Genomic DNA, 20,567 nt, shown 5'->3' on the forward strand with positions numbered 1-20,567 from the left:
GGCCCGCTCGGCTCAGGGGGTGCTATATATCCACCGTGATTATCAGGTCGACCAGCCGTTCCGTAATCGTCCCCGTGACCGCGCCGATCCAGAGCAACGCCGTGAAGTGAACGTACGAATTGCCGAAGTGACCGCCGTCAGCGACCCGAAGCACGAGCGACGAGATGAAAGCGTTGAAGATCAACACCAGAACGATCAGAAATCGAAGGATCGGAACGTTGTACTGTTCGGTATGAATCAGCGTTCCACCGATGACTTCGCCGTCCGTGTTGATATCGAAACTCGAGAGCATCACCGCGAGCTCGAGGCCGATAAAGAACGCAAACGCGGACGCGGCCGTGATGCCGTAGACGACACCGACCAACGTCGTCGTTTCCTGGCGTCGTTCTTCGCGCAAATTGACGATTTCGTTCATGTTCTGGCTGATGAGTTCCCCGAGTCGTTTCGGGCCGCCACCCATGTCTCTGCCGACCAGATACATCTCGCTGAACTTCTGGATCAGAAACGAGTGCGTATCGCCCGTGAAATACCGCCACGACTTTTCAGTGCTCAGGCGCATGTTCAGCCGTCGGTAGAGATCGTCTACGTTGTCCGAAAGCGGGCCGAAGTCTTTCGTCCGAAGCGTCGAGAGAACCTCGGTAGTCGTGCTTTGCTTTGCACTTTCGCTGGTCCCGAGCGCGCGGATGAAGTTGGGGAACATCCGATCGCGGTCGACGACGCGTCGCTCCTCGTACCAGAACACCGATCCCGGAATCAAAAGCGGCAGCGTCGCGATCGGCATGTAGAGCAAGAGCGGAAGGGTATTGCTCGATATCGGGGTTGGACTCGGAGCCAGATCGTAGAACGCCAGGATAAGCCAGGTGATAACGAGTGCGGTGAGGCCGACCCCGGCGACGGTAGATCCGAGTAATCGTTTTTTGGTCGTGGTTCGATAACCGTCCTCGAGATACCAGACCGGATCGTCGGGAACGACCGCTTTGATGATGAAGAAAAACCCGATCTGAACGAAGATGAACATCACGATGACGATACTCGCCGTGATCGTCGGATCGTTCCCCGTCAGCAACGGCAAGACGATTGCGAACACGAGCGCGAACGTCATCGAAATGATCAACGAGAGATACAGGTCTTTCAGGACGTCCAGGTTTCCGAGTGACTGTCGATAGACCGTGGAGTACTTTTCGATCAACACGTCCTGTTCCTGAAAGAGGAACTCGTCGAGGCTCTGGCCGGCACCGAGCGTGTAGGCCATCCGTTCCAGGAGGTCTTCGACCGATTCGCTCGGAACGTCCGTGGCTCGTCGACGACAGGCGTCACCCAGACTCAGGTGCCAGACGTCGACCAGATCGACGACGCGTTGAATCTCGGCAGCCAGATCGCCGTACTCCTCTTCGGCCGCAAGTCGTCGCAACACCTCCATCCGATCGATGTTCGTCGTCGACAGGATCGTCATGTGAATAACGAAGAGGTGGAATCGGTTCTCCATCTCGATACGGCGCTGATCGACGGCTAATCGCGGATATCCGATCGCAGCGACGAAGATCAACAGACCGAGCGCCGGCAACAGGAGACGGACGAGAACGAATCCGTCGAACAGCACGCCACCGGCGATCGTCCCAATGAAGACGAGAAGCGACGGGAAAACGATTCCCAGAATGTAGATCCTCGCCGGGAGATCCATCTCGTCGTACGCCCGAAGAATCGACGTACCGAGTTCGTTCGCCGTCGCCGCGTTTCCAGCGATGCCCATGATTTCCGCGATACGCTATCTGTTACCGACACTCGCCACAGACTAACGGACGTGGCCGGCGAGCGGACTCGATCGAACGGGTTCGTCGAACCGCCTGACCGGTGTTCGTTCAGTTACGCCAGTCCCGAGACAGTGGCCCGTCGGATGAATGAGGTCTCGAGGCACACCATACAAACCTTCCGGCTATTCACTCCGTAGCGGTCGTCGCGTCCAGGTATCGGCCCTCTGGTCCGGAGACCCTCACCAAATTCTCCGGTCCGGAAGCCCTCACTCAACTCGTCCGTTATCAACACCGTCTTCGAATCCGCCAGCCAACCTATCGTCACGATCAGCTATCGGTTCACCAGCCGATTCGGTATCAGGTTCAGCCGAGGGGTCATCGACTGATCCGGTGGTGTGTTCGGCCTCGTGTTCGGTATTCGACGCATCCTCGAGTGAGTCGGGATTCCGTTCCGGCGTCGCGATCGCCGCGATGTATCTCAGGCTTCGCCTGTGAGCGTTCGTCCCGAGTGGCGAGTGCGTATCGAGGTCGTCGGCGGGCGAAACCGACTCGTCACCGAACCCGTTCAACAGCGACTGGAGGTACGTCTCGACGGGAGGTGAAATCCACCCGACCGTCTCGTAGTAGGCGATCGTCCGAGACGCACCGTCGATACCGGCCGACTCCACCAGGAACTCGATCCACTGCAGCGTCGTTATCTCCGCTCCGTTCTGGGCGGGGTGGCGGACCAGATACGGCGGCTCACCGATCTCGCCGTTGACCGCGTCCTCGAGATCGTCCGCAACGGCGGCAGCCGTCTCATCGGTCGTGAGGCCATCCGCCCCGTCACCGAGTGGATCGTCGTCTTCGATCCCGGTCGAGGGATCGAGCGGATCGTCATCGTCACCGAGCGGATCGTCATCCGCCTCGAGGGCGTCGTCATCGTCGGGATCATCGTCGTCCGGTGCCAGGAAGTCGTCGAGTTCGTCTTCGGCTGTCTTGTCGTCCATAGCTTCGTCGTCGGGTTCTGAATCGAGTTCATCCTCGCCGTCGAGTTCGGAGAACGGGTCCTCATCGAGATCGTCGATATCGTCGTCCGACTCGATGTCATCGGCGAGGAAATCCGTCGCCTCGGCGTCCGCGATTTCGGGATCGATTTCGTCCGCCGGATCATCGCTCGCGCCGAAGCCACCCTGTTCGGTCGCAGTTTCGAACGCGTTGCCGATCTCCTGGTCGCCCACGAACGGGTTGATGCCGTGGGTGACGATTTCGTAGAGATCGACGAGCTTGTCGACGTTTCGTTCCACCGTCGAGATCGAGTCGCTGATCTTCTCGTTCTCGCCGCGAACGGTTTCGACTTTGTTTCCGAGCGAATCGATCTCCTTTTCGACCTCGTCGAGTCGGTAATTGAGCTCGTCGTCGTCCGATCCGCCGTCGTCGTCGCCAAATCCGAGATCGTCGCCCAACAGGCCGTCATCACCACCACCGAGGAGATCGTCGCCCCCGTCATCGGCGTCGTCTTCGTCGTCGGCCCCGAGTCCGCTGAATAGTAGGAATGTCATGGTCAGTGTCGTCTCAATCGTCTGCCCCGTCTTCGGCGTCCCAGTAAAACCGAATCGTGTCCTCGTTTCCACTGGCGATGACCGTCACAGCAGTATCGCCGTCGACGTTCTGGTCCGCGATTTCGATCGCGACAACGCCGCCCGGTTCCCAGACAGTACTGTCGACGTCGACGCGTTCGACGGTTACGTCGGCGGACGAGACGTACGAACTGTCGACCAGAATATCGACGGTACTCGAGTCAGCCTCGAGTTCCGCGTTTCCGATGTTTTTGACCAGTACGGTGAGGGTTTGGACGTCGTCGTCGTCGACGATGGCATCGGATCGAGAGGCGTCGCTGATGATCGCGATTTCGGTTTCGATCTCGTCTGCGACCGACGTCCCGCGGGTCTCGATCGAGTCGCTTACCTGTCCGACCTCCATGATCACCGTCCCGGCGACGGCAGATGCGAGCACCAGACTTCCGATGAACATGATCATGTGAGCGGCCGAAACGCTCGCCATCTACGCTCCCGCCTCCGTGATCGTCGCCGCGTCAGCGATCCCGTGCTCGGTCGTGATCCGGACGCGGTCGCCGTCGCCCGTGATCACCGTGTCGAGGTCGTCGTCGTGAATCTCGACTTCGAGGTGAGAGCCGGACGACCAGATATCGCTGCTCGGGCGATCGGTCTCGCCGTCGACAATCGTCGTCTCGGCGTCGCTCCCGTGGACCGGGTAGTACTCTCCGTTGACGACCACGTCGGTTTTGCCGACGGACAGCGACGATGCGCCCGCGTTCGTGACGTTGACGGTTGCGTTCGCCTCCGCGTCCGTGTCGGTGACGTTCTCGAACGACTCGATCGTGATCGCCGTGTTCTGTTGATCCCTGAGCTGTTCGCTCTGGGTGGAAAACGCCTCGCCGGTCGCGGCACCGACGTTGAATACCGTGGGGACGATGACGCTCATGGCCACGAGAACGCCGATGAGTATGACCAGAACAGCGCCGCTCGTACTGAACCCCATTCTCGAGTCGAGATGAGGGATGGGACGCTCAAAAGCGTGCCGGCCACGAGAGTCCACGCATGACAGGTAGTATCACAGTCGAGGGGGTTCGAGTAAACCGATACAGCGAACTCCGAAGAACGATCTCTCTCAGGGGCTCACCGTTGAAATAATATAAAGGGTCGTCGTCGGGGTTACAGTCGAACCGCTTCACCTTCGTCGGTGAAGAGGTCCGGTGCGCGCAGTTCGACTTCAGTGGTTGCACCGGAGGGTGAAACGATAGCCAGCGACGACTCGTCACCCTGTCCGAAGGTCACAGCAGGATCATCTGAATCACCAAACGGCGTTGCTTCTGGGTTCAGGATGATCGTGAACTCGTTGTTTTCGTCGCCGAGAACTGCACTGTCAGAGTCGACGTACTGGTTCGACTCATTTATGACGGCGAAGGTTTCATTGAGTTCGGTTGCATTAGCTGGATCACCATCGTCAACGGACTCGTTCAGCACCAGATTTGCCTGCCCGTTGGGACCGACAGCCTGGATGATGGTCTGATTGAGATCAATATCTGATGCCCCCGCTGCTCCAGTTACAGTGAGGTTAATCGAACTGAGGTTCGACGGGTCCTCACTATCTTCAACGATACCGACCTCACTCACGACGTCGATCCGCTCGGACACCAGATCCGTGCTCTCTTCACCGGTCGCTTCTGCTTGCGTTTGCAAGAAGCCAGCCGTGTTGATGAGAACTCCAGCCGCGATCGCAGCGACCAGCACCATCGCGATGAACACGATGAGCGTACCGATTCCCACCTGACCGCGGTCAGTGGATTCATCTACGAACATTGTTATAGCCTCACCGAATCGTCATCAGATGTAATCGTAGTCGGAACTCGGAGCTCCGTCTGCGTCGTCGCGCCTGCGGCCGTCGTGAAGCTCACTGTTAACCGATCACCCTCATCCAACTCTTCGTATACTTCATTGAGCTGGAAGGTAACTTCGGCGCGATCGCTATTACTCGTCAGAACGGGGTTTTCCTCATCCGCTATGCCCTGAATGTTACTGATCGAGATGTTGTCGTGCTGAAGCGACATCGTCTCTTCGCCAGCACTACCGATGAGTTGCGCTGTCGTCTGATTGAGAGCGATCGGATCCGAGCCAGGCGCCATCGCCATCGTGAACGTCACGTTATCGATGGTCTGTGTCTCAGTGACGTTCCCCGACGAACTCACGATGTCGAGTCGATCACTCACTTGCTGCGTCGATTCCTCACCGGTGGCTTCTGCCTGCGTCTGCAGCACGCCAGCGGTGTTGATTAGTACACCTGCGGCGATCGCGGCGACCAGCACCATCGCGATGAACACGATGAGCGTGCCGATCCCCACCTGACCGCGGTTTTCATTATCTTCGAACATGTGTTAGGGGTTACACCCGCGTTGCGGGCTCGTCCTATACTCTAAATTACCCGTTATTAAACCTGAGCCAGTATTTTCAAGTATGGGAACGGAGTTTCGGACGGTCTACTCGTCTCGAGGGGGCGCCTAATCTGAACGCCTCGCGTGCGTATGCGGGTGACTACCGGACCACCCCCCAATCGATCCACGATCAGATTCTGTCGATACATCATTCGGCCAGAATATATATTACCGATGAACCCTCGAGTCGTTTTCACGAGTGAAAACGGGCCGAATCAGCGGAGTAGGCGGTCAGTACGGTTTAGTGCCTCCGGGTTCTCTACGCGGACATGGATCCGACCGAGGTACTGGGAAGCCTGGGTAAAAAATACAGCCCCGACATTCTGCGTTCGGCCGACGAACCAAAGTCGGCCCAGGAACTGAGCGACGAACTCGAGATACCCGTGACGACGAGTTATCGGCGCGTCGAGACGCTCAACGAACTCGGCCTCCTCGAGGACGACGAAGACGTGAGCGGGTTCGGAGAGACTGGCCAGAGCCAGACGCTCTATCACCGCAACGTCGAGGAGATCGTGATACGCTTCGAGGACGATTCCATAGAGATCGAATCGAAAGAGCGCGAGCGGACCGACCAGCCCCTCAGTAGCGTCTGGGAGGACCTCAGTCGAAGCGTCGGCGGGGATGATTGAGATGGAACCCGTGGAAATACTGTACGCCGTCTTCAGCGTCACGTTGATCACGTCGGGTCTCGTGATGGCCGGAATGGCCGTCCAGGCGTACGCAGAGACGCAGCGAACGTCGATGATCTACCTCTCGATCGGGTTTACGCTGATCGTCGCCGCCGCCTCCGCGACCACTATCAGCGCCTTCGTGAGCGGATTCCAGCACCCGCGGACGCTGCTGACGGTCAACTACTTCGTCACGACGCTCGGTTTCGTCGCGGTGATTTTGAGCCTGTACGCCGAGTGACATCCGCCTCGCCGTTCACAGTCGACGTCGAAACCGAACCGCAGTCGGTCGGTCCCGAATCGATGGCCGGGAAGCTTATTTTACGCTCACCCCGATATGCCGATATGGACATCATCGACGGGACCAAAATCGAGTGTGCACGCTGTGACGAAGTGACCTCACTGGACGACGTCAACGTTCTGGGCAAGGAGAACAATCGGTCGTACGCCAAGCCGCTGTGTGACGACTGTCTCAAGAAGGTCGGCGTACCGAAGGGGTACGAACTCGAGCGCGACGTGAGCTACCTGAAAAGCGAGTAGAGCGCCGTCGGTGCGTATTTTCGTCCGAGAGCTGTCAGAGATCGACGATCACTTGTTGTTCATTGCTTCGCTCGCGATGTTCCGTCCGCGGGGCTTCAGTGCGACCTCACGGCGGACGCGGATCTCCTCTAGGACGTCGAGTTCAATCAGTCGCTCGTAAATCTCCTCGACGTCGTCCGTATCGATGTCGAGGAACTCGGGGACCTCGAAGGGGGACACGCCCGAGTAGATCGCCATCAACACCTCCTCTTCTTTCCCGGAGAGGTCGATCTGGGAGGCGTTCTTCTCGGCCCCGCGATCGAGGACGGATTTCAAGACCGCACAGTTCTGGGGGGATCCGGAGAGGTAGGTCTGGACGCTCGAGCCGTTCTCCGTGTGTTCGGCCTCGACCACCGGCCGCTCCGAGGATCGTATCGTTCGTTCGTCGCTCTCGACCGTTCCGACGTCGTCGACCTCGATCTGAACGAGCTTGCCGTTTTCGACGGCGAAGTTCGCAACGCCGTCGTTGATCTTGACTCTGGCTTTGGTCCAGGAGGCATCCTGAACGACACCGCCTTTGACCGCAGGGTGTTTGATCAGAACGATCTCACCGTCGAGGATCGCCTTCTGTAACTCGAGTTCGAACGAGCTGACCTCCTCCATCGAGATGAGATAGACGTTTTGGCCGTAGTTGATGCTGATGTAGTTCGAAACCTTCGCGATCGTCTGATTGACGTCGTACCGGCCACGAATCGACTGGACCTTTGACAACGGAATCGTCGTCTTCCCATCGCCACTGACGATTACCATTCGCTTGTTCGAAAGCACGATGCGACCGTTCGACCAGTTCGTATCCGACAGCTTTCGTCCCTCACGAACGACCTGGGTGAACTTACCGGTCACGTCCGCGAGTTTTTGCTCTGACTTGCTCATGCGAGATCACCGCTCGGCATCTCCATCCCCCCCAGTTTCGAGAGCGCGGAGAACCCGCGCTTTCTGAGACGATCGCTCTCGGTTCGCTCGACGAACTTCGAGAGTCGTTTCCGCGACCGATCTCCGCCGATCTTGCCGAGGACGAACAGCGCCTTGACGCGCATCTCTTCGTCTTTGGTATCCGTTTCGACGAGTTTGATCAGCCGTTGTTCGAGACCGTCGCCGTCGAGCAACGCCAGACTCGTCGCCGCGAACTTCGACGTCATCTCGTCGTCGTCGGCAAGCGTCTCGATCAACGCGTCCTGGGCTTCGGTTCGGAACGCGTCATCGGCGATGCGTCCGAGCAACCAGGCAGCGTTTCGTCGCTGTGCCGTCTCCGTGCTTCGACCCAGAATCTCGATCAGCGGCTGGACGGAATCGCGTTCGTTCGCCTCCTCGAGTTCGTCGACGATCTTTTCACGGACCTGGTGGCTCGCGTTCGGTGGCGCTTCCGAAAGCAGTTGAACGAGCGAGAACATCGCGGTCCGACGGACCATCTCCGTCTCGTCACTCAGTGCGCCCGCGAGTATCTCGACGGCCTCGACGCTGCCGAGTCGTCCCAGCGCGTCGACGGCGATTCGGCGCAACACTTCGTCATCGTCGTCTGCAATCTCGACCAGTTCGGCCAGCGCGTTTTGCGTTCCGATATCCGCGAGCGCGTAGGCGACTTCGACGCGAACGTCGTACTGATCCTCGTGGAGGTTTCGCGAGAGTGCCGGAACACACTCCGGTGATTCTACGCGCGCGAGCGCGCGTGCAACTCGTTTCCTAACCCGTGAATCGGGATCTTCGAGCCGAGCGACCAGTTGATTCAACACGTTATCCTCACCGATCCTCCCCAGACCGGTGGCGGCTGCCATCCGGAGTTCCGCCTGCTCTGCGTTCAACCCACGTGCGAGTATCTGTGCTTTCTTCCACTCGGCGACGTCGTCGATATCCTGTTCGGAGAGTTCACCGATAAACTGCTCTAGGGCATCCTGGCCGTACTGGTCCAGCGCATCGATGGCCGCCGCCCGGACTCGCCCGTCGTCGTCGGCTTTCGATGCCTCGACGAGGGCGTCGACGACCTCGTCGTGAGAGAGATTGGTCCCACCGGTCTCCGACTCGAGACTGCCGAGAATCTCGGCCGAGCGCTTTCGAATATCGGGGTTCGAACTCTCTTCGAGATGCGTGATGAGCTTCTCGAATTCCGCATTTCGTTCGAGTTTAAATAGCGTCATTCGTGCGAGATCACCTGACTACCGTCCTCTCCCCCCGCGTTCGATTCGGACATAGCGTGAAAGGAATATATAACTGTCCCGTCCGACAGTCGCCGCGGTTGCGTTCGGTGTACGGATCGGGGCTCATCACTCGGGAGTAGCCAGGTCATCTCACTGATCAGTACTGTCCTCGGGAAGGTCGTATCGATCGGAGTCGCCCTCGTACACCATCGTATCCACGATGGCGTTCCACACGTCGATCGGCCCCGCATCACCGGCGAGGTCGTCCTCGGCCCACTCCGAATTGACGCCCCACCCATCGACCTGTTCGTCGAATCCGTCGGTCACTTCCGTGTACATGTGACTGACGTCCGAGCCGCGGGCAACGAGTTCGTCCCGAAAGAGGACGTAGATCTGGGCGATCTCGTCGTCGGACTCGTCTCGCGTCTCCGCATCCGATTCGTAGAACAGGATCAGATCGTCGTCGTCGGTGTCGTGGTAGAGTTCGTCGACGGTGATCCCAGCGTCCTCGAGATGGTAGTAAAATTCGCCGTAGGTGGGCACGTGGTTGCCATCGTCCTCGGAGTCAGTGCCGTCGTCCGGCTCGGTGGGTTCGATTTCGGTTCGACTCCCACCGATGCTCTGGATCGAATCGAGACAGCCTGCCGTCGTCCCGAGCGAGACAGTGCCCGCGACCGCGAGTGCCCGCCTCCGAGTTAGTTGCGCCCCTCGCTTCGTGTTCCCGGGTTCTGCCATCCTACCGGATCCGTCGCACCAGTAGGTGAAAAACGCGTCGGCCGCACCAACCACTCGAGGGACGACGAACGAATCGAAGTAAATCAGGGAGAGAAATCGAACAGAATGTCGTCGACGAACTGAAGCGGACATGATAGACGGACCGAAGCGGAGACGGTGGGACTCCATCGCTGTTAAAAGGTGGTGATCGACGGGCCGGCAATATCATATAACAGGATTCCTTACTGGACAACATCTGGTCACGATCGAAACCAACGACGAGACAATGAAGGAGCAACTACGGCAACGCGGTTCGGCGTCAGGGGATCGAATGGTATGCTGAGCGTGGCGTCGATCACCGGCGCGGTCGAAGGTCCGGCGAAGAGCGGTTCGACTCGAGGTGAACGTAAAAATCGGGGCGGAGCGATAGGTGGATCGAGTCACGAGCTGGACCGGCGGAGAGTCGCCGTACTCGTCGCCACGGTGTTGCTGATCGGAGCGGGGCTATTCGTCGCGGCACCGGACATCGCGGCTGCGGACGACGACCACGAGGACGAATACGTCGTCGTCCGGTTCGCGGACGATCACATCGTTACCGAAAGCGTGGCCGACGAGATCCCGCCGGAACCGTACGTGAGCGTCGATGGAAGCGATGGAGACGATCGGCTCATCGTCGACGACGGGATGGTGGTCGACGCCAACAGCGGTGAGCAGATCGTCGCCGGAAGCGAGGACAACAGGGTGCAGACGATCTCTGGCGATCCAAATCTGGTCGTCAGCACCGACGGCTACGTCAACGATACGCTCGTCGTGAACGACGACGGACTCATCGAGACCAGCGAGGAAGGAATAACGGCGACCGTCGGAGACGAAGATGGAGACGAGATCATCTTCGAGGAGGCCAACGAGGCGTATTTTAACGTCTCGATACTCGATGACGAGATCGACGATGTCGGGGCGGGAGAGACGCTTACGATACCGGTAGAGATCACGAACGACGGCTACGGAACCGACGAGGAGGACGTACTCCTCGAGATCCTAGACGGGAGCGGGAACGTACTCGGTTCGGTCGACGAGGAACTGTCCCTCGACAGGGGAGAGACGACGACGCTCGAGTTCGAGTACGAGACCGAACAGGACGATCGAGAAGCCGAGATGGCCGAGGTGACCGCCGACACCAAATTCAGCGCTACCAGCAGCGGGATCGATTCCGCCGATATCACCATTCACAGTGCGGAGACGTTGGTCACGATCACCGACGCCGACGATATCGCACCCGCGGCGGGAGACGAACTCGAGATCACAGCTGAGGTCGAACGATTCGGGAACGATCCGGAGGGAGAACAGGACGTTCTCGTGGAGTTCCGTGTCGACGGCACGCACGTCTCGACGGAGGCGGTAACGCTCGGTCCGGGCGACAGCTCGACGGAAACGTTCACCTATCAGACGAGCGAGGACGATGCACCGGGAGTGACGGCCACGCTTACGAGCCAGGACGGCGGCGATACGGCGACCGCCGACGTCGACGTGATCGGCCAGGCTTCGTACAACGAAAGCGTCTCGGCCGAGATCATCGACAGGAACTACCCCGACGAAGGCGACGATCTCGTTATCACCGGTGAGGTCGGATACACCGGCGTCGTTCCGGACAGCCCGCAAGAACACCGCATTCAGCTCTTCGTCGACGGCGAGGTCGCGGACGAACGGACGATCGAACTAGACGGCGACGAGTGGGTCGAATCGGAGTTTACGTACGAAACCCAACAGGGTGATGCGCCTCGGGTCGACGTCGAGTTACGAAGTCCCGGAACGGGAGACACCGCTCGTCCGCTCGTCGCTGGCAGCGGGTTCGCCGTCGATATTCAGGGGATCGTCGAACCAGTCAACGTGACCGACGATCTGATAACCACCGCCGCGATCGAGAACACGGGGGACATCGACGGCGAGCAGGACGTCCGGGTACGGATCGACCGCGGCGTGGACGATCCGGGGACGACGGACCATCACGTCCGAGACAACAGGACGATTTCGCTCGAGGCCGGAGAGCGAACGATCGAGCGATTTTCGTTTCGCACGCGTGATGCTGACGTACCGAAAATCGAGGTCGCCGTGATCAGCGACGACGACGAAGACGTGACCAACGCGACGGTTCGTTCCCGGAACGCGAGGTTCGACGTTCCGGAGTTATCAGCCGACCGTGACGGCGCTTCGGACTCCGAGATCGAACTGTCCGCCGCGATCAACAACACCGGACTCGAGCCCGACGAGCAGTACGTCGAGTTCGTGCTGGACGACGACGTCGTCCACATCGACCGCGTCCATCTCGAGCCGTGGGAAGAACGAGTCATCACGACCACGGTGGAGGCGCCGGAGGACGACTCGAGCTTTTCGGTCGTCACGGATAACGTAAGCGAGACGGTGACAGCGGCTGGGGTCGACGATCCCGACGACGGGGACGAACCGAGCGACGAGCCCAGTACGGACGATTCCGACACGAACGGCGAGTCGGCCGACGGGGAGCCGACCGACGATGACGTCGGCGACGAGGACGAGGGCGGCGTTCCGTGGTATCTGTTCGTTCTCGGCGTCCTCGGCGTCGTGAGCTCCGTACTCGCGCTCATCGCGTACCGGAACGATCCGGACGCCTTTCCGCCGGACGCAGCCTCGGTCAAAGAGCGTGCATCCGCCACGGTTGCGGATATCCGTCGCGAACTCATCGCGATCGGGATCGCCGCACGAAACGGAGATACAGCCGCGGTCATGGCCGCGTTGAAGGGACTCGTCGGGCTCGGACCCGGGACGTTGATCGTACAGAACGAACTGCCGAGGCGGACAACGGTGCGCGTCCGCTGTCAAACGGCCCACGATACGGTGTTGCTACAGGACCTCGAGTTGGATCCCGACGAACGGCGAGCGCTCGGATCGTTGCCCAACGTCAGTCAGTTCAAAGTCGGAGCAGGGGTCGAAGACATTACCGCCCACGAGGAGGTCTTTCAGGAGATCTCCGGCGATATCGGCGTCGTCCTTCGAGCCGACGGGATCCTGATCGCGAATCTGGGTTGATTCGGTCGAAAGTCGAGATGAGTCGGGGGCGCCGGTCGCGATCGATATTTTTCGCGGATAGATTAGATGATTGAAATGCAGAATTTATTTATCCGAGACAGCCCTGATACTCCACAATGCGAATTACCACGGGCGTCTCGGGGTTCGACACGCTAGTCGGAGGCGGGATCCTGAAGGATCGGTTGTACGTGATCAGCGGACCGCCGGGAAGCGGCAAGACGACGTTTTGTTCACAGTTCGTCACGAAAGGCGCGATCGACGGGGAGACGACGCTGTTTCTGACGTTACACGAGACCGAAGAGGAACTCGTCTCCGACATGGGTAACTACGAGTTCGGCTTCGATCAGGCCGTCAACTCGGGTCACGTCAAGGTGTTGAACGCGTTCGAAAACGAGGCCCAACGGCTTCTTGCGCCCGCATCACGAAACAGCGGAGAGTTTCCCACGAGCGTCGAAAACCTCGCCAATCAGCTGGTCGCGTTCATCGAATCCAAAGGCGTCGATCGGCTCGTCATCGACTCGACGATGCTTCTGGAGTACTACTTTTCGGACGAACTCGACACGCTCATCAAGTTCCTGACGAAGCTCAAACGTGCAGATGCAACGGTACTTTTGATCTCGGAGATGACCGACCCCACGTCGTACTCCGACGGCCACTACCTGGCTCACGGCGTGATCTTCATGCACAACTACCTCGAGGCCGGTGGCATGACTCGCGGCGTACAGATCATCAAGATGCGCGGGACGCAGATCGACTGTGACATCCGCAAAGTCGAGTTCACCGACCGTGGACTGCAGGTCGATCCGAACGAGAAGGTCCAGAGCTGATATGTACGACACCCACTTCGGCACCGACTGGGAGACCATCGACAGCCACGAGGAAGTCGTCCGTCGAGCGTTCGCACTCGGCGTCGCAACGCGACTGGGCGAGAACTACCCGGACGAACTCGATCGACTGGGAGCCGTAATCGAGACGAGCTACGATCAGAGCTTCGTCGAACTCGCCTACCACAAGGGACGAACGGAAGCGGGTGCGACGAAACGGACGAGCGACGCCGACGACGAAGAAGTGTGGGACACGCTGGTCGAAGAGAAGATCGTCATCGAGGCACCCGACGAAGAGTCGACCGGGGCCTTCGACGGCGAGGAATTGTACGAACGGACCAGCCTTCCCGGAGCGCTCCAGTTGGTCGGAATCGATACGCTTCCGGACGACAGTACCGACCGAGTGAGCCGACCGTCATTTCTCGATCAGATGAACAGCGGGTCAGGTCCAAAATCCGGCGAGGATCGCACCGTCTTCGGTCGTGAGATCGAGAGAGTCGAAACTGACGATACTCACCGGCAGGACGACGACACGTCGTCGGGCGGAGTCAGTGGCGACGACCGAACGGGGGGCGAGGGGACCGGCCAAAACGACAGCGACGGTAGCCAGAACGACGACGATCAAAGAGCCTAGTCGACGGAAACGATCAGTAACGGTCGAGCCGATGATCAAAAATCGTCGATAACGATTAAAATCGTCGGTTTCGATCAAATAACGACGATCAAACGCGCTACAAGGTTCGTTCGGTCCCGTCAGCGCCCGTGATCGTGAGCGTTCCCCTCCCCGGGACGAACTCGAGCGAGCGCCCGTGATTCCCACCGAAGTCTGTCCCGACGATCGATACATCGTGCGTCTCGAGTTCCCGACGGAGCGCATCGGCGTTTCGCTCACCGATAGAGGGTTTCGTTTTCTCGAAGACGATCATCGTCGCGCCACCGGCACCCTTCGCCCAGGAACGGGTGGGATCACCGCCGAGGTCCCGAAACTCGGAGAGCATAGCTTCGATCCCCGTATCGGCAAACTTCGCTTCGGGGTGGGGGCCGCTGTGAGCCTGCGACGCCTTCGGGAGCATGAAGTGTAACAACCCGCTGACGAAGGCCTCCTCGTCGTGGATAGCGACGCCGATACACGAGCCGAGTCCGCTCGTTTTCAGCGGGACGTCGGCGTCGGTAACCGCGTAATCCGCGATCGTGACCGGTATCGCGTTCGTGGAGACGCGTCTGGCCGATGACGACAGTCCAGTCTTTTGCTCGGAAGTCGTCGATCGGGAATCGCTATCCGTGTCATCGTGGATCGGAAGATCGGAGGGGTCGAACGAGGTCGAGCGATCGGATCCGTCGCGTCGATCCTCCGAACCCGTCATCTTAGAGCGTATCCACGTCGAGGATCATCACGACCTCCCCTTCGCCAAGCACCGACGCTCCACTGATACCTGGGGCACCGCTCAGGACACCCTCGAAGGGTTTGATCACGACTTCCTCCTGACCAACGACGTCCGAACATCGCAGGCAGACCTGTCGGACGGAGTTTTTGATTCGGACGATCATATCGTCCTCGGACGGCGAAACGCCCGGAACGTCGAGTCGCTCACTCAGCGGTAACAGTGGGTACACGCGCTCGTCGTGAGTGACGGTCGACCGGCCCTCGACCGACTCGAGGGTAACGTCTTCGAGTTCGGAAATCTCGTCGATGTTCTTGATCGGGACGCCGTACGTTTCATCGCCAACCGTGACGAACAGGACGCGAACGATGGCGACGCTGACCGGCAGCATCAACGTGACGCTGGTTCCGGCACCGGGTTCGCTCTCGACGTTGATCGAGCCGTCGACTCCGCGGACGACCTGGTTGACGACGTCCATTCCGACCCCGCGACCGCTGACTTCCGTCACCTCGTCCGTCGTCGAAAAGCCCGGGTGGAAGATGAGGTCATACACCTCCGAATCCTCGAGGACGCGGCCTTCTTCTTCGGTGATGACCCCCTGATCGATCGCTTTCTCGCGGATCTCTTCGACGTCGAGTCCGCGACCGTCGTCCTGAACCGTAACGGACACACGGTCGCGGTCGCGCTCACCGATCAGTTTGATCGAGCCCTGACGTGGTTTGCCCTTCTGTTCACGCTCGTCGGGAGACCCGATTCCGTGATCAACCGCGTTTCGAATGAGATGCATCAGCGGATCACCGAGTTCGTTCAGGATCGAACGGTCCATCTCGATGTCGACGCCGGTCATCTCGAAGTCGATCTCCTTTTCTTGCTTTCGAGAGAGGTCGCGGACGACCCGTGGGAAGTTCCCGACGATCTTCTTCAGCGGGACGAGCCGGATCTCGAGCACGGTGTCCTGTAAGCTCGCCGTGATTTTCCCGTGTTCCTCGAGTTCGTCTTCGGCCTCGACCAGATCGTTTTCCTCGATGATCTTCCGGAGTTTGATCCGGCTCGTCACCATCTCTTCGACCTGGTTGTAGAGCTGGTCGACCTGTTCGACGTCGACCCTGATGGACTCCACCTCTTGGCTGTCGTGAGAAAAGCCCGAATCGGATCCGCCAGCGTCCGATTCGGAGCCGGCAGCCGATTCGTCCGCATCGTCAGACGATCCGGCCAGACTGGCGGCGACCGCATCGGTAACGGCACTGACCGAACTGTCGACGACGTACCGGTTGCCGTCGTAAAATTCCGAGACGTCCTCGCTCGAGACGTCCGAATCCGTCAGGACGTACGCGTCGAACTCGGCGTCGAACTCGCCCGATTCGATCGTTTCGTTGTCGGGTTCGAGGCGGATCAGCTCGTATTCGTCACCGATCGCGTCGATGGCGAACATGGCATCGACGTGTTCGGATCCCGTCGCTTCGAGTTCGACGGTGGTTCGATAGAGTTCTCCGTCGTCGTCGAAGCCGGCATCGAGATCGGCGGCGAGTGCGTCGATCGGAACGTCCCCACCGGTACTCGGAGGCGACGAACCGGCGCTCGAGCCATCGGTGTCGACACCGTCACCATCCGCATCTCCGTTGCGTTCGCCCTCGATCGAAGCCCGAATTTCCTCGATCGTCTCCTCGGGATCCGTTTCCGTGTCGCCGTTCTCGGAGATTTCCCGGACCATCTGATCGAGGAGGTCGACTCCGCTAAAGATCAGGTCCATTCGATCGCCGGTCACCGAGAGTTCGCCGCTCCGAATGCAATCGAGGAGATCCTCGACGGCGTGAGCGATATTACTCGCGTCGGTGTAACCCATCACGCCGAAGTTCCCTTTGAGGTTGTGCGCGACCCGGAACACCGTCTCGATGGCGTCCGAGTTCTCGGGATCGGCTGCGTTCTCGAGATCCAACAGCGCGTTGTTTAACTTCTGGATGTCTTCCTGGCTCTCCTGGACGAACGTGCTCGTCACGTCGCTCACGCCGACCACCCCTTGAAGGCGTTAGTTATCCCCTCAGCGATCCGCTCTCCCGGAAGAACCATGTCGACGTCGACGCGGTTTGCAGCGACTTTCGGCATCCCGTAGACCCGCGACGTCGCTTCGTCCTGAACGATGGCCTTCCCACCTGCCTCCTTGATCGACTCGAGTCCGGCCGCGCCGTCGGCCCCCATCCCGGTCAGAATGACGCCGACGAGGTTGCCGGAGACTCGCCGCGCTGTGGCTTCCATCGTGACGTCGATTGCAGGTCGAACGTTGTGTCGTTTGGGGCCGTCGTCGTTAGCAACGGTGATCCGACCACCCGACGCACGTGTCACGTCGAGATGGTATCCGCCCTTCGCCAGGACACCTTCGCCGGGACCGATCGTATCGCCGTCGGTGGCTTCCCGGATCTCGTATGCAGTTCGTTCGTCGAGGCGCTTTGCAAACCGTTTCGTGTAGTGATCAGCCATGTGTTGTACCACCAGAATTCGAAATTCTGCTCGTTCGGGGAGGTCCGATAACACTCGCTCGACGACCCGTGGGCCGCCAGTCGACGCGCCGATGACGAGCGTCGGATCGTTCGGAAACTCGTCTTCAGCGTCGACAGTCGGCTGCGTGTGACGCTCCGAGCGCCCTGGATCGGCGTCGATCCCCGAGACGTCGGCGTCGGCAACCGCACGCACGCGATCGACGATCTGATCCTGTTGACTCCAGATGTCGACCGAGTTGTCACCCGAGGGTTTCGCGATAAAGTCGACCGCCCCCGCCTCGAGCGCTTCGAACGTCGCATCGGCGTTTCTGGTCGTCTGGGAGCTGATGACCAGCATCGGCGTCGGATTCTCGGCCATCACGCGGTCGATTACCTCGTGGCCGGTGAGCCCCGGCATCTGGATGTCGATCGTCGCAACGTCCGGTTCCATCTGCGCGATCATCTCGATCGCTTCGACCCCGTTTTTCGCTCGGCCGACGACATCGATACCACCGTCCTCGAGGATCTTTCCCAGGGTTTCACGCATGACGGCAGAGTCATCCGCGATTACGGCCCGAACCATCAGGGGAGGACGTCTTCGACCGCGTCCTGAATGGTGCTATGCTCGAAGGGCTTCGTAATGTAGCCGTCGCCGCCGGCTTCGATTGCGGATTTCATCGTTTCCTGTTGTGTCGAACTCGTACAGAAGATTACGCTCACGTCCGGATGGAGCGCTTTGATCTTGGCAGTGGCTTCGATACCGTCGACCCCCGGCATCACGATATCCATGATAACGACGTCGAGGTCGGTTGTTTCGGCTATCTCGATAGCCTCGACGCCGTCTTCGGCCTCGGCAACGACGTGAAACTCGGCGGAGATCGCCTCCCGAAGAACGTCACGGACGGCTTCGGAGGTATCGACGATCAAGACGTTCACTGCCATAGGTCACGATTGTGATGTACGGCGCATAAAGAATTCGGCCATTGTGAACCGTCGAAAGCGATTCTCGAGCGGCAGTTTTGGCCGTGCGAGTTATGTAGGCAGAGTCGGAACGACCCAGACGAATGGCGGGACCCGCTCGGCTGTGTGTGACAAATCAGAAAGGAGGCGTCGGTAAGACGACCGTGGCGATCAACGTCGCCGGCGCGCTGAACGAGCTCGGTCGGAACGTCCTGTTCGTCGATCTCGACCCGCAGGGAAACGCGACGGAAGGACTCGGGCTGCTCGAGGCCTACGACGACGAACCGCCGACGCTCCTCGACGCACTCATCGATCCCGAGGCAGTTTCACCGGACGATATCGTCCACTCACACTCCGAGATGGACGTCGTCACGAGCAATATCGATATGAACGCCGCCGCATCAGCGCTGGCCCGACAATCGAACGCCGAAACGCTTCTCGAGGACCTTCTAGACGGGATCGAGGAGGGATACGAGTACGTCATCGTCGACTGTCCGCCTCACCTCGGCGTTCTCACCGACAACGCACTCTGTGCGACCGAAAACCTCGTGATTCCGGCGCTGACCGAACCGACGAGTAAACGATCGCTCGAACTGTTGTTCGACTACGTCGGATCGCTCGAGATGGATCACGACGTCGAAATCGAACCGGTCGCGCTCGTAGCGAACCGTATCGAGACCACGCGCGAGGACGAGGAAATGCTCGCGTGGTTCGAAGACGCACTACCCGACGTTCCCCTGTACCGGGTTCGAAAGCGGGTCGCCCTTCAGCGAGCGTTTACTGACGGTAAATCCGTATTCGAAGCCGACGAAGAAACCGACATGGAAACCGTGTTCACCGCCCTCGCAGAAACCCTCGAGGATCGATTCTCCACGCGGGAGGTGACGGCATGACCGACGACAGGGCGCGACGGCTTCGAGATCTGCGAAAGCGTACGGCGAGCGATGAGGACGAAGGAACTAAAGACGACGAATCAGCCGATGATTCGACGGCGCCGACGGACGGCGAGACGAGTGATGAGACCACAGGCGAGGACAGCGATTCCGACGAGTCGTCACAAGAGAGCGCTAACGGCGACGAACGTGGAGGTGCTGAACTCACCGACGGCGAAGACGAAAGTGGCGGCGAAGACGATAGGGTCGATTTCGTCGACGAAACGGCTGCTACGGACGACGATAGGGAGGAACTGTCATACGACGAAACGGACGGGACAGCGCAGGAACGGCCACAAACCGGAGACACACCGAGACAAGGCGCTGAAGAACCAGCACCGGCGGACGAAAACGAGGGGATCGATCCCGCACTGCAGGGAGCGATCGCTGACACCTCCTCGATGGTCGCAACGACGGAGACGATCGGCGGTGAGCCGACGGTCGACGCCTCGGTCCTCAGCCAGGAGACGGATGACGTCGGGAGAGCATCGACGGGGCGAGGGAGCGCAATGCTCGATCAGGGCGATTCCCTGCTCCACTCGACGCACGATCGGGAGGACACGATCCAGATGCTCGAGTTGTTCCTCAACGAGAGCCGGTACGCGATCGAGATCGAACGGATCAGCGCGATCGTCGAGATGAAGGACATCACCCGGTTCCCACGCGGACCGGACGCGATCGACGGCGTCACCGATCTCCGCGGAGAGATCACGGGCGTACTGGATCCAACGACGATGCTCGACGTCGAGCAAAGCGAGCTGTCCGACGACCAGTATATCGTCGTCCTCAAACGATCCGATGACAAGCAGAAACTCGGTGTGCGAGTCACGGACGTCTCTCAGGCGGTTACCTACCCGAAATCCCAGATCGACGAAACCGGCGCCGTAATGGATCTGGACTCAGAAAACCAACACGAGTTCATCAAGGGCATTATCAAGAAAAACGTCGACGAAGAGACGAGCCTCATAACGTGGTTAGACGTCGACGCGATCATCGAAAACACGGAGTGAGCCACCCGTTGATCGATCGACGAAACGCGTCCCAACCGAAGGCGGTATCTCGAGGCACAGTCACGATGGACAACGATCCCGACACGG

The 20,567-nt window shown here is 59.5% G+C and carries 21 protein-coding genes; 8 read left to right on the forward strand and 13 right to left on the reverse strand.

Going from position 1 to position 20,567, the window contains the following annotated elements:
- Positions 1-22: 22 nt before the first annotated feature.
- From flaJ to EA462_RS16365, 6 genes are all read right to left on the reverse strand, one after another.
- A complete protein-coding gene (gene flaJ / locus EA462_RS16340) occupies positions 23-1,750 on the reverse strand; it encodes an archaellar assembly protein FlaJ (protein ID WP_124179643.1) in 1,728 nt (575 codons plus the stop codon).
- 267 nt (positions 1,751-2,017) lie between these two features.
- Positions 2,018-3,292, reverse strand: a complete 1,275-nt coding sequence (locus EA462_RS16345) for a FlaD/FlaE family flagellar protein (protein ID WP_124179644.1) — start codon at positions 3,290-3,292, stop codon at positions 2,018-2,020.
- Between the two features lie 13 nt (positions 3,293-3,305).
- Entirely contained in the window at positions 3,306-3,794 is a 489-nt protein-coding gene (locus tag EA462_RS16350; RefSeq protein ID WP_124179645.1) for a flagellin, read from the reverse strand.
- On the reverse strand, positions 3,795-4,292 hold the full coding sequence (locus EA462_RS16355) for a flagellin (RefSeq protein ID WP_124179646.1): 498 nt from the start codon (positions 4,290-4,292) through the stop codon (positions 3,795-3,797).
- Positions 4,293-4,465: 173 nt separating this feature from the next.
- Positions 4,466-5,113, reverse strand: a complete 648-nt coding sequence (locus EA462_RS16360) for an archaellin/type IV pilin N-terminal domain-containing protein (protein WP_124179647.1) — start codon at positions 5,111-5,113, stop codon at positions 4,466-4,468.
- 2 nt (positions 5,114-5,115) lie between these two features.
- Positions 5,116-5,682, reverse strand: a complete 567-nt coding sequence (locus EA462_RS16365) for an archaellin/type IV pilin N-terminal domain-containing protein (RefSeq protein WP_124179648.1) — start codon at positions 5,680-5,682, stop codon at positions 5,116-5,118.
- A 329-nt stretch (positions 5,683-6,011) separates the two neighbouring features.
- Between EA462_RS16365 and EA462_RS16370 the strand changes: the two genes are divergently transcribed.
- The 3 genes from EA462_RS16370 to EA462_RS16380 all read left to right on the forward strand — a co-directional run bounded on the left by EA462_RS16370 (position 6,012) and on the right by EA462_RS16380 (position 6,950).
- Positions 6,012-6,371: a helix-turn-helix domain-containing protein gene (locus EA462_RS16370; RefSeq protein WP_124179649.1), complete on the forward strand. Its 360-nt coding sequence runs from the start codon at positions 6,012-6,014 to the stop codon at positions 6,369-6,371.
- Between the two features lies 1 nt (position 6,372).
- Complete coding sequence (locus EA462_RS16375) at positions 6,373-6,651, forward strand: DUF7521 family protein (protein ID WP_124179650.1); 279 nt, start codon at positions 6,373-6,375, stop codon at positions 6,649-6,651.
- A 104-nt stretch (positions 6,652-6,755) separates the two neighbouring features.
- Positions 6,756-6,950, forward strand: a complete 195-nt coding sequence (locus EA462_RS16380; protein ID WP_124179651.1) for a hypothetical protein — start codon at positions 6,756-6,758, stop codon at positions 6,948-6,950.
- 48 nt (positions 6,951-6,998) lie between these two features.
- Here EA462_RS16380 and EA462_RS16385 read toward each other — a convergent pair whose 3' ends face one another.
- The 3 genes from EA462_RS16385 to EA462_RS16395 form a co-directional block, all read right to left on the reverse strand.
- Positions 6,999-7,862: a CheF family chemotaxis protein gene (locus tag EA462_RS16385; protein ID WP_124179652.1), complete on the reverse strand. Its 864-nt coding sequence runs from the start codon at positions 7,860-7,862 to the stop codon at positions 6,999-7,001.
- Positions 7,859-9,121, reverse strand: a complete 1,263-nt coding sequence (locus tag EA462_RS16390) for a HEAT repeat domain-containing protein (RefSeq protein WP_124179653.1) — start codon at positions 9,119-9,121, stop codon at positions 7,859-7,861. The genes EA462_RS16385 and EA462_RS16390 overlap by 4 nt, the downstream gene beginning before the upstream one ends.
- Positions 9,122-9,271: 150 nt before the next feature.
- Positions 9,272-9,856: a hypothetical protein gene (locus EA462_RS16395; RefSeq protein WP_124179654.1), complete on the reverse strand. Its 585-nt coding sequence runs from the start codon at positions 9,854-9,856 to the stop codon at positions 9,272-9,274.
- A gap of 315 nt (positions 9,857-10,171) precedes the next feature.
- Between EA462_RS16395 and EA462_RS16400 the strand changes: the two genes are divergently transcribed.
- The 3 genes from EA462_RS16400 (at position 10,172) to EA462_RS16410 (ending at position 14,356) form a co-directional block, all read left to right on the forward strand.
- Entirely contained in the window at positions 10,172-12,898 is a 2,727-nt protein-coding gene (locus EA462_RS16400; RefSeq protein WP_124179655.1) for a hypothetical protein, read from the forward strand.
- 116 nt (positions 12,899-13,014) lie between these two features.
- On the forward strand, positions 13,015-13,725 hold the full coding sequence (locus EA462_RS16405) for an RAD55 family ATPase (protein WP_124179656.1): 711 nt from the start codon (positions 13,015-13,017) through the stop codon (positions 13,723-13,725).
- A gap of 1 nt (position 13,726) precedes the next feature.
- Positions 13,727-14,356, forward strand: a complete 630-nt coding sequence (locus EA462_RS16410) for a hypothetical protein (protein WP_124179657.1) — start codon at positions 13,727-13,729, stop codon at positions 14,354-14,356.
- 97 nt (positions 14,357-14,453) lie between these two features.
- On the opposite strand, the gene EA462_RS16415 is transcribed toward EA462_RS16410, so the two are convergent.
- The 4 genes from EA462_RS16415 to EA462_RS16430 are packed head-to-tail and all read right to left on the reverse strand — an operon-like array spanning position 14,454 to position 18,520.
- Positions 14,454-15,086 (reverse strand): chemotaxis protein CheD, encoded by a 633-nt coding sequence (locus EA462_RS16415; RefSeq protein WP_124179658.1) that lies wholly within the window; start codon positions 15,084-15,086, stop codon positions 14,454-14,456.
- A 1-nt stretch (position 15,087) separates the two neighbouring features.
- Entirely contained in the window at positions 15,088-17,118 is a 2,031-nt protein-coding gene (gene cheA, locus EA462_RS16420) for a chemotaxis protein CheA (protein ID WP_124179659.1), read from the reverse strand.
- Positions 17,106-18,161, reverse strand: coding sequence for a chemotaxis-specific protein-glutamate methyltransferase CheB (cheB, locus tag EA462_RS16425; RefSeq protein ID WP_124179660.1), 1,056 nt, complete (start codon positions 18,159-18,161; stop codon positions 17,106-17,108). The genes cheA and cheB overlap by 13 nt, the downstream gene beginning before the upstream one ends.
- A complete protein-coding gene (locus EA462_RS16430; protein ID WP_124179661.1) occupies positions 18,161-18,520 on the reverse strand; it encodes a response regulator in 360 nt (119 codons plus the stop codon). The genes cheB and EA462_RS16430 overlap by 1 nt, the downstream gene beginning before the upstream one ends.
- 122 nt (positions 18,521-18,642) lie before the next feature.
- On the opposite strand from EA462_RS16430, the gene EA462_RS16435 reads away from it, so the two are divergent.
- Positions 18,643-19,431, forward strand: coding sequence for a ParA family protein (locus EA462_RS16435; protein WP_124179662.1), 789 nt, complete (start codon positions 18,643-18,645; stop codon positions 19,429-19,431).
- The gene (locus EA462_RS16440; RefSeq protein WP_124179663.1) at positions 19,428-20,480 is read left to right on the forward strand and encodes a chemotaxis protein CheW; all 1,053 of its coding nucleotides are present in this window, start codon (positions 19,428-19,430) and stop codon (positions 20,478-20,480) included. The genes EA462_RS16435 and EA462_RS16440 overlap by 4 nt, the downstream gene beginning before the upstream one ends.
- The last annotated feature ends 87 nt before the right edge of the window (positions 20,481-20,567 follow it).

It is taken from the genome of Natrarchaeobius halalkaliphilus (assembly GCF_003841485.1).
GTDB classification, from domain to species: domain Archaea; phylum Halobacteriota; class Halobacteria; order Halobacteriales; family Natrialbaceae; genus Natrarchaeobius; species Natrarchaeobius halalkaliphilus.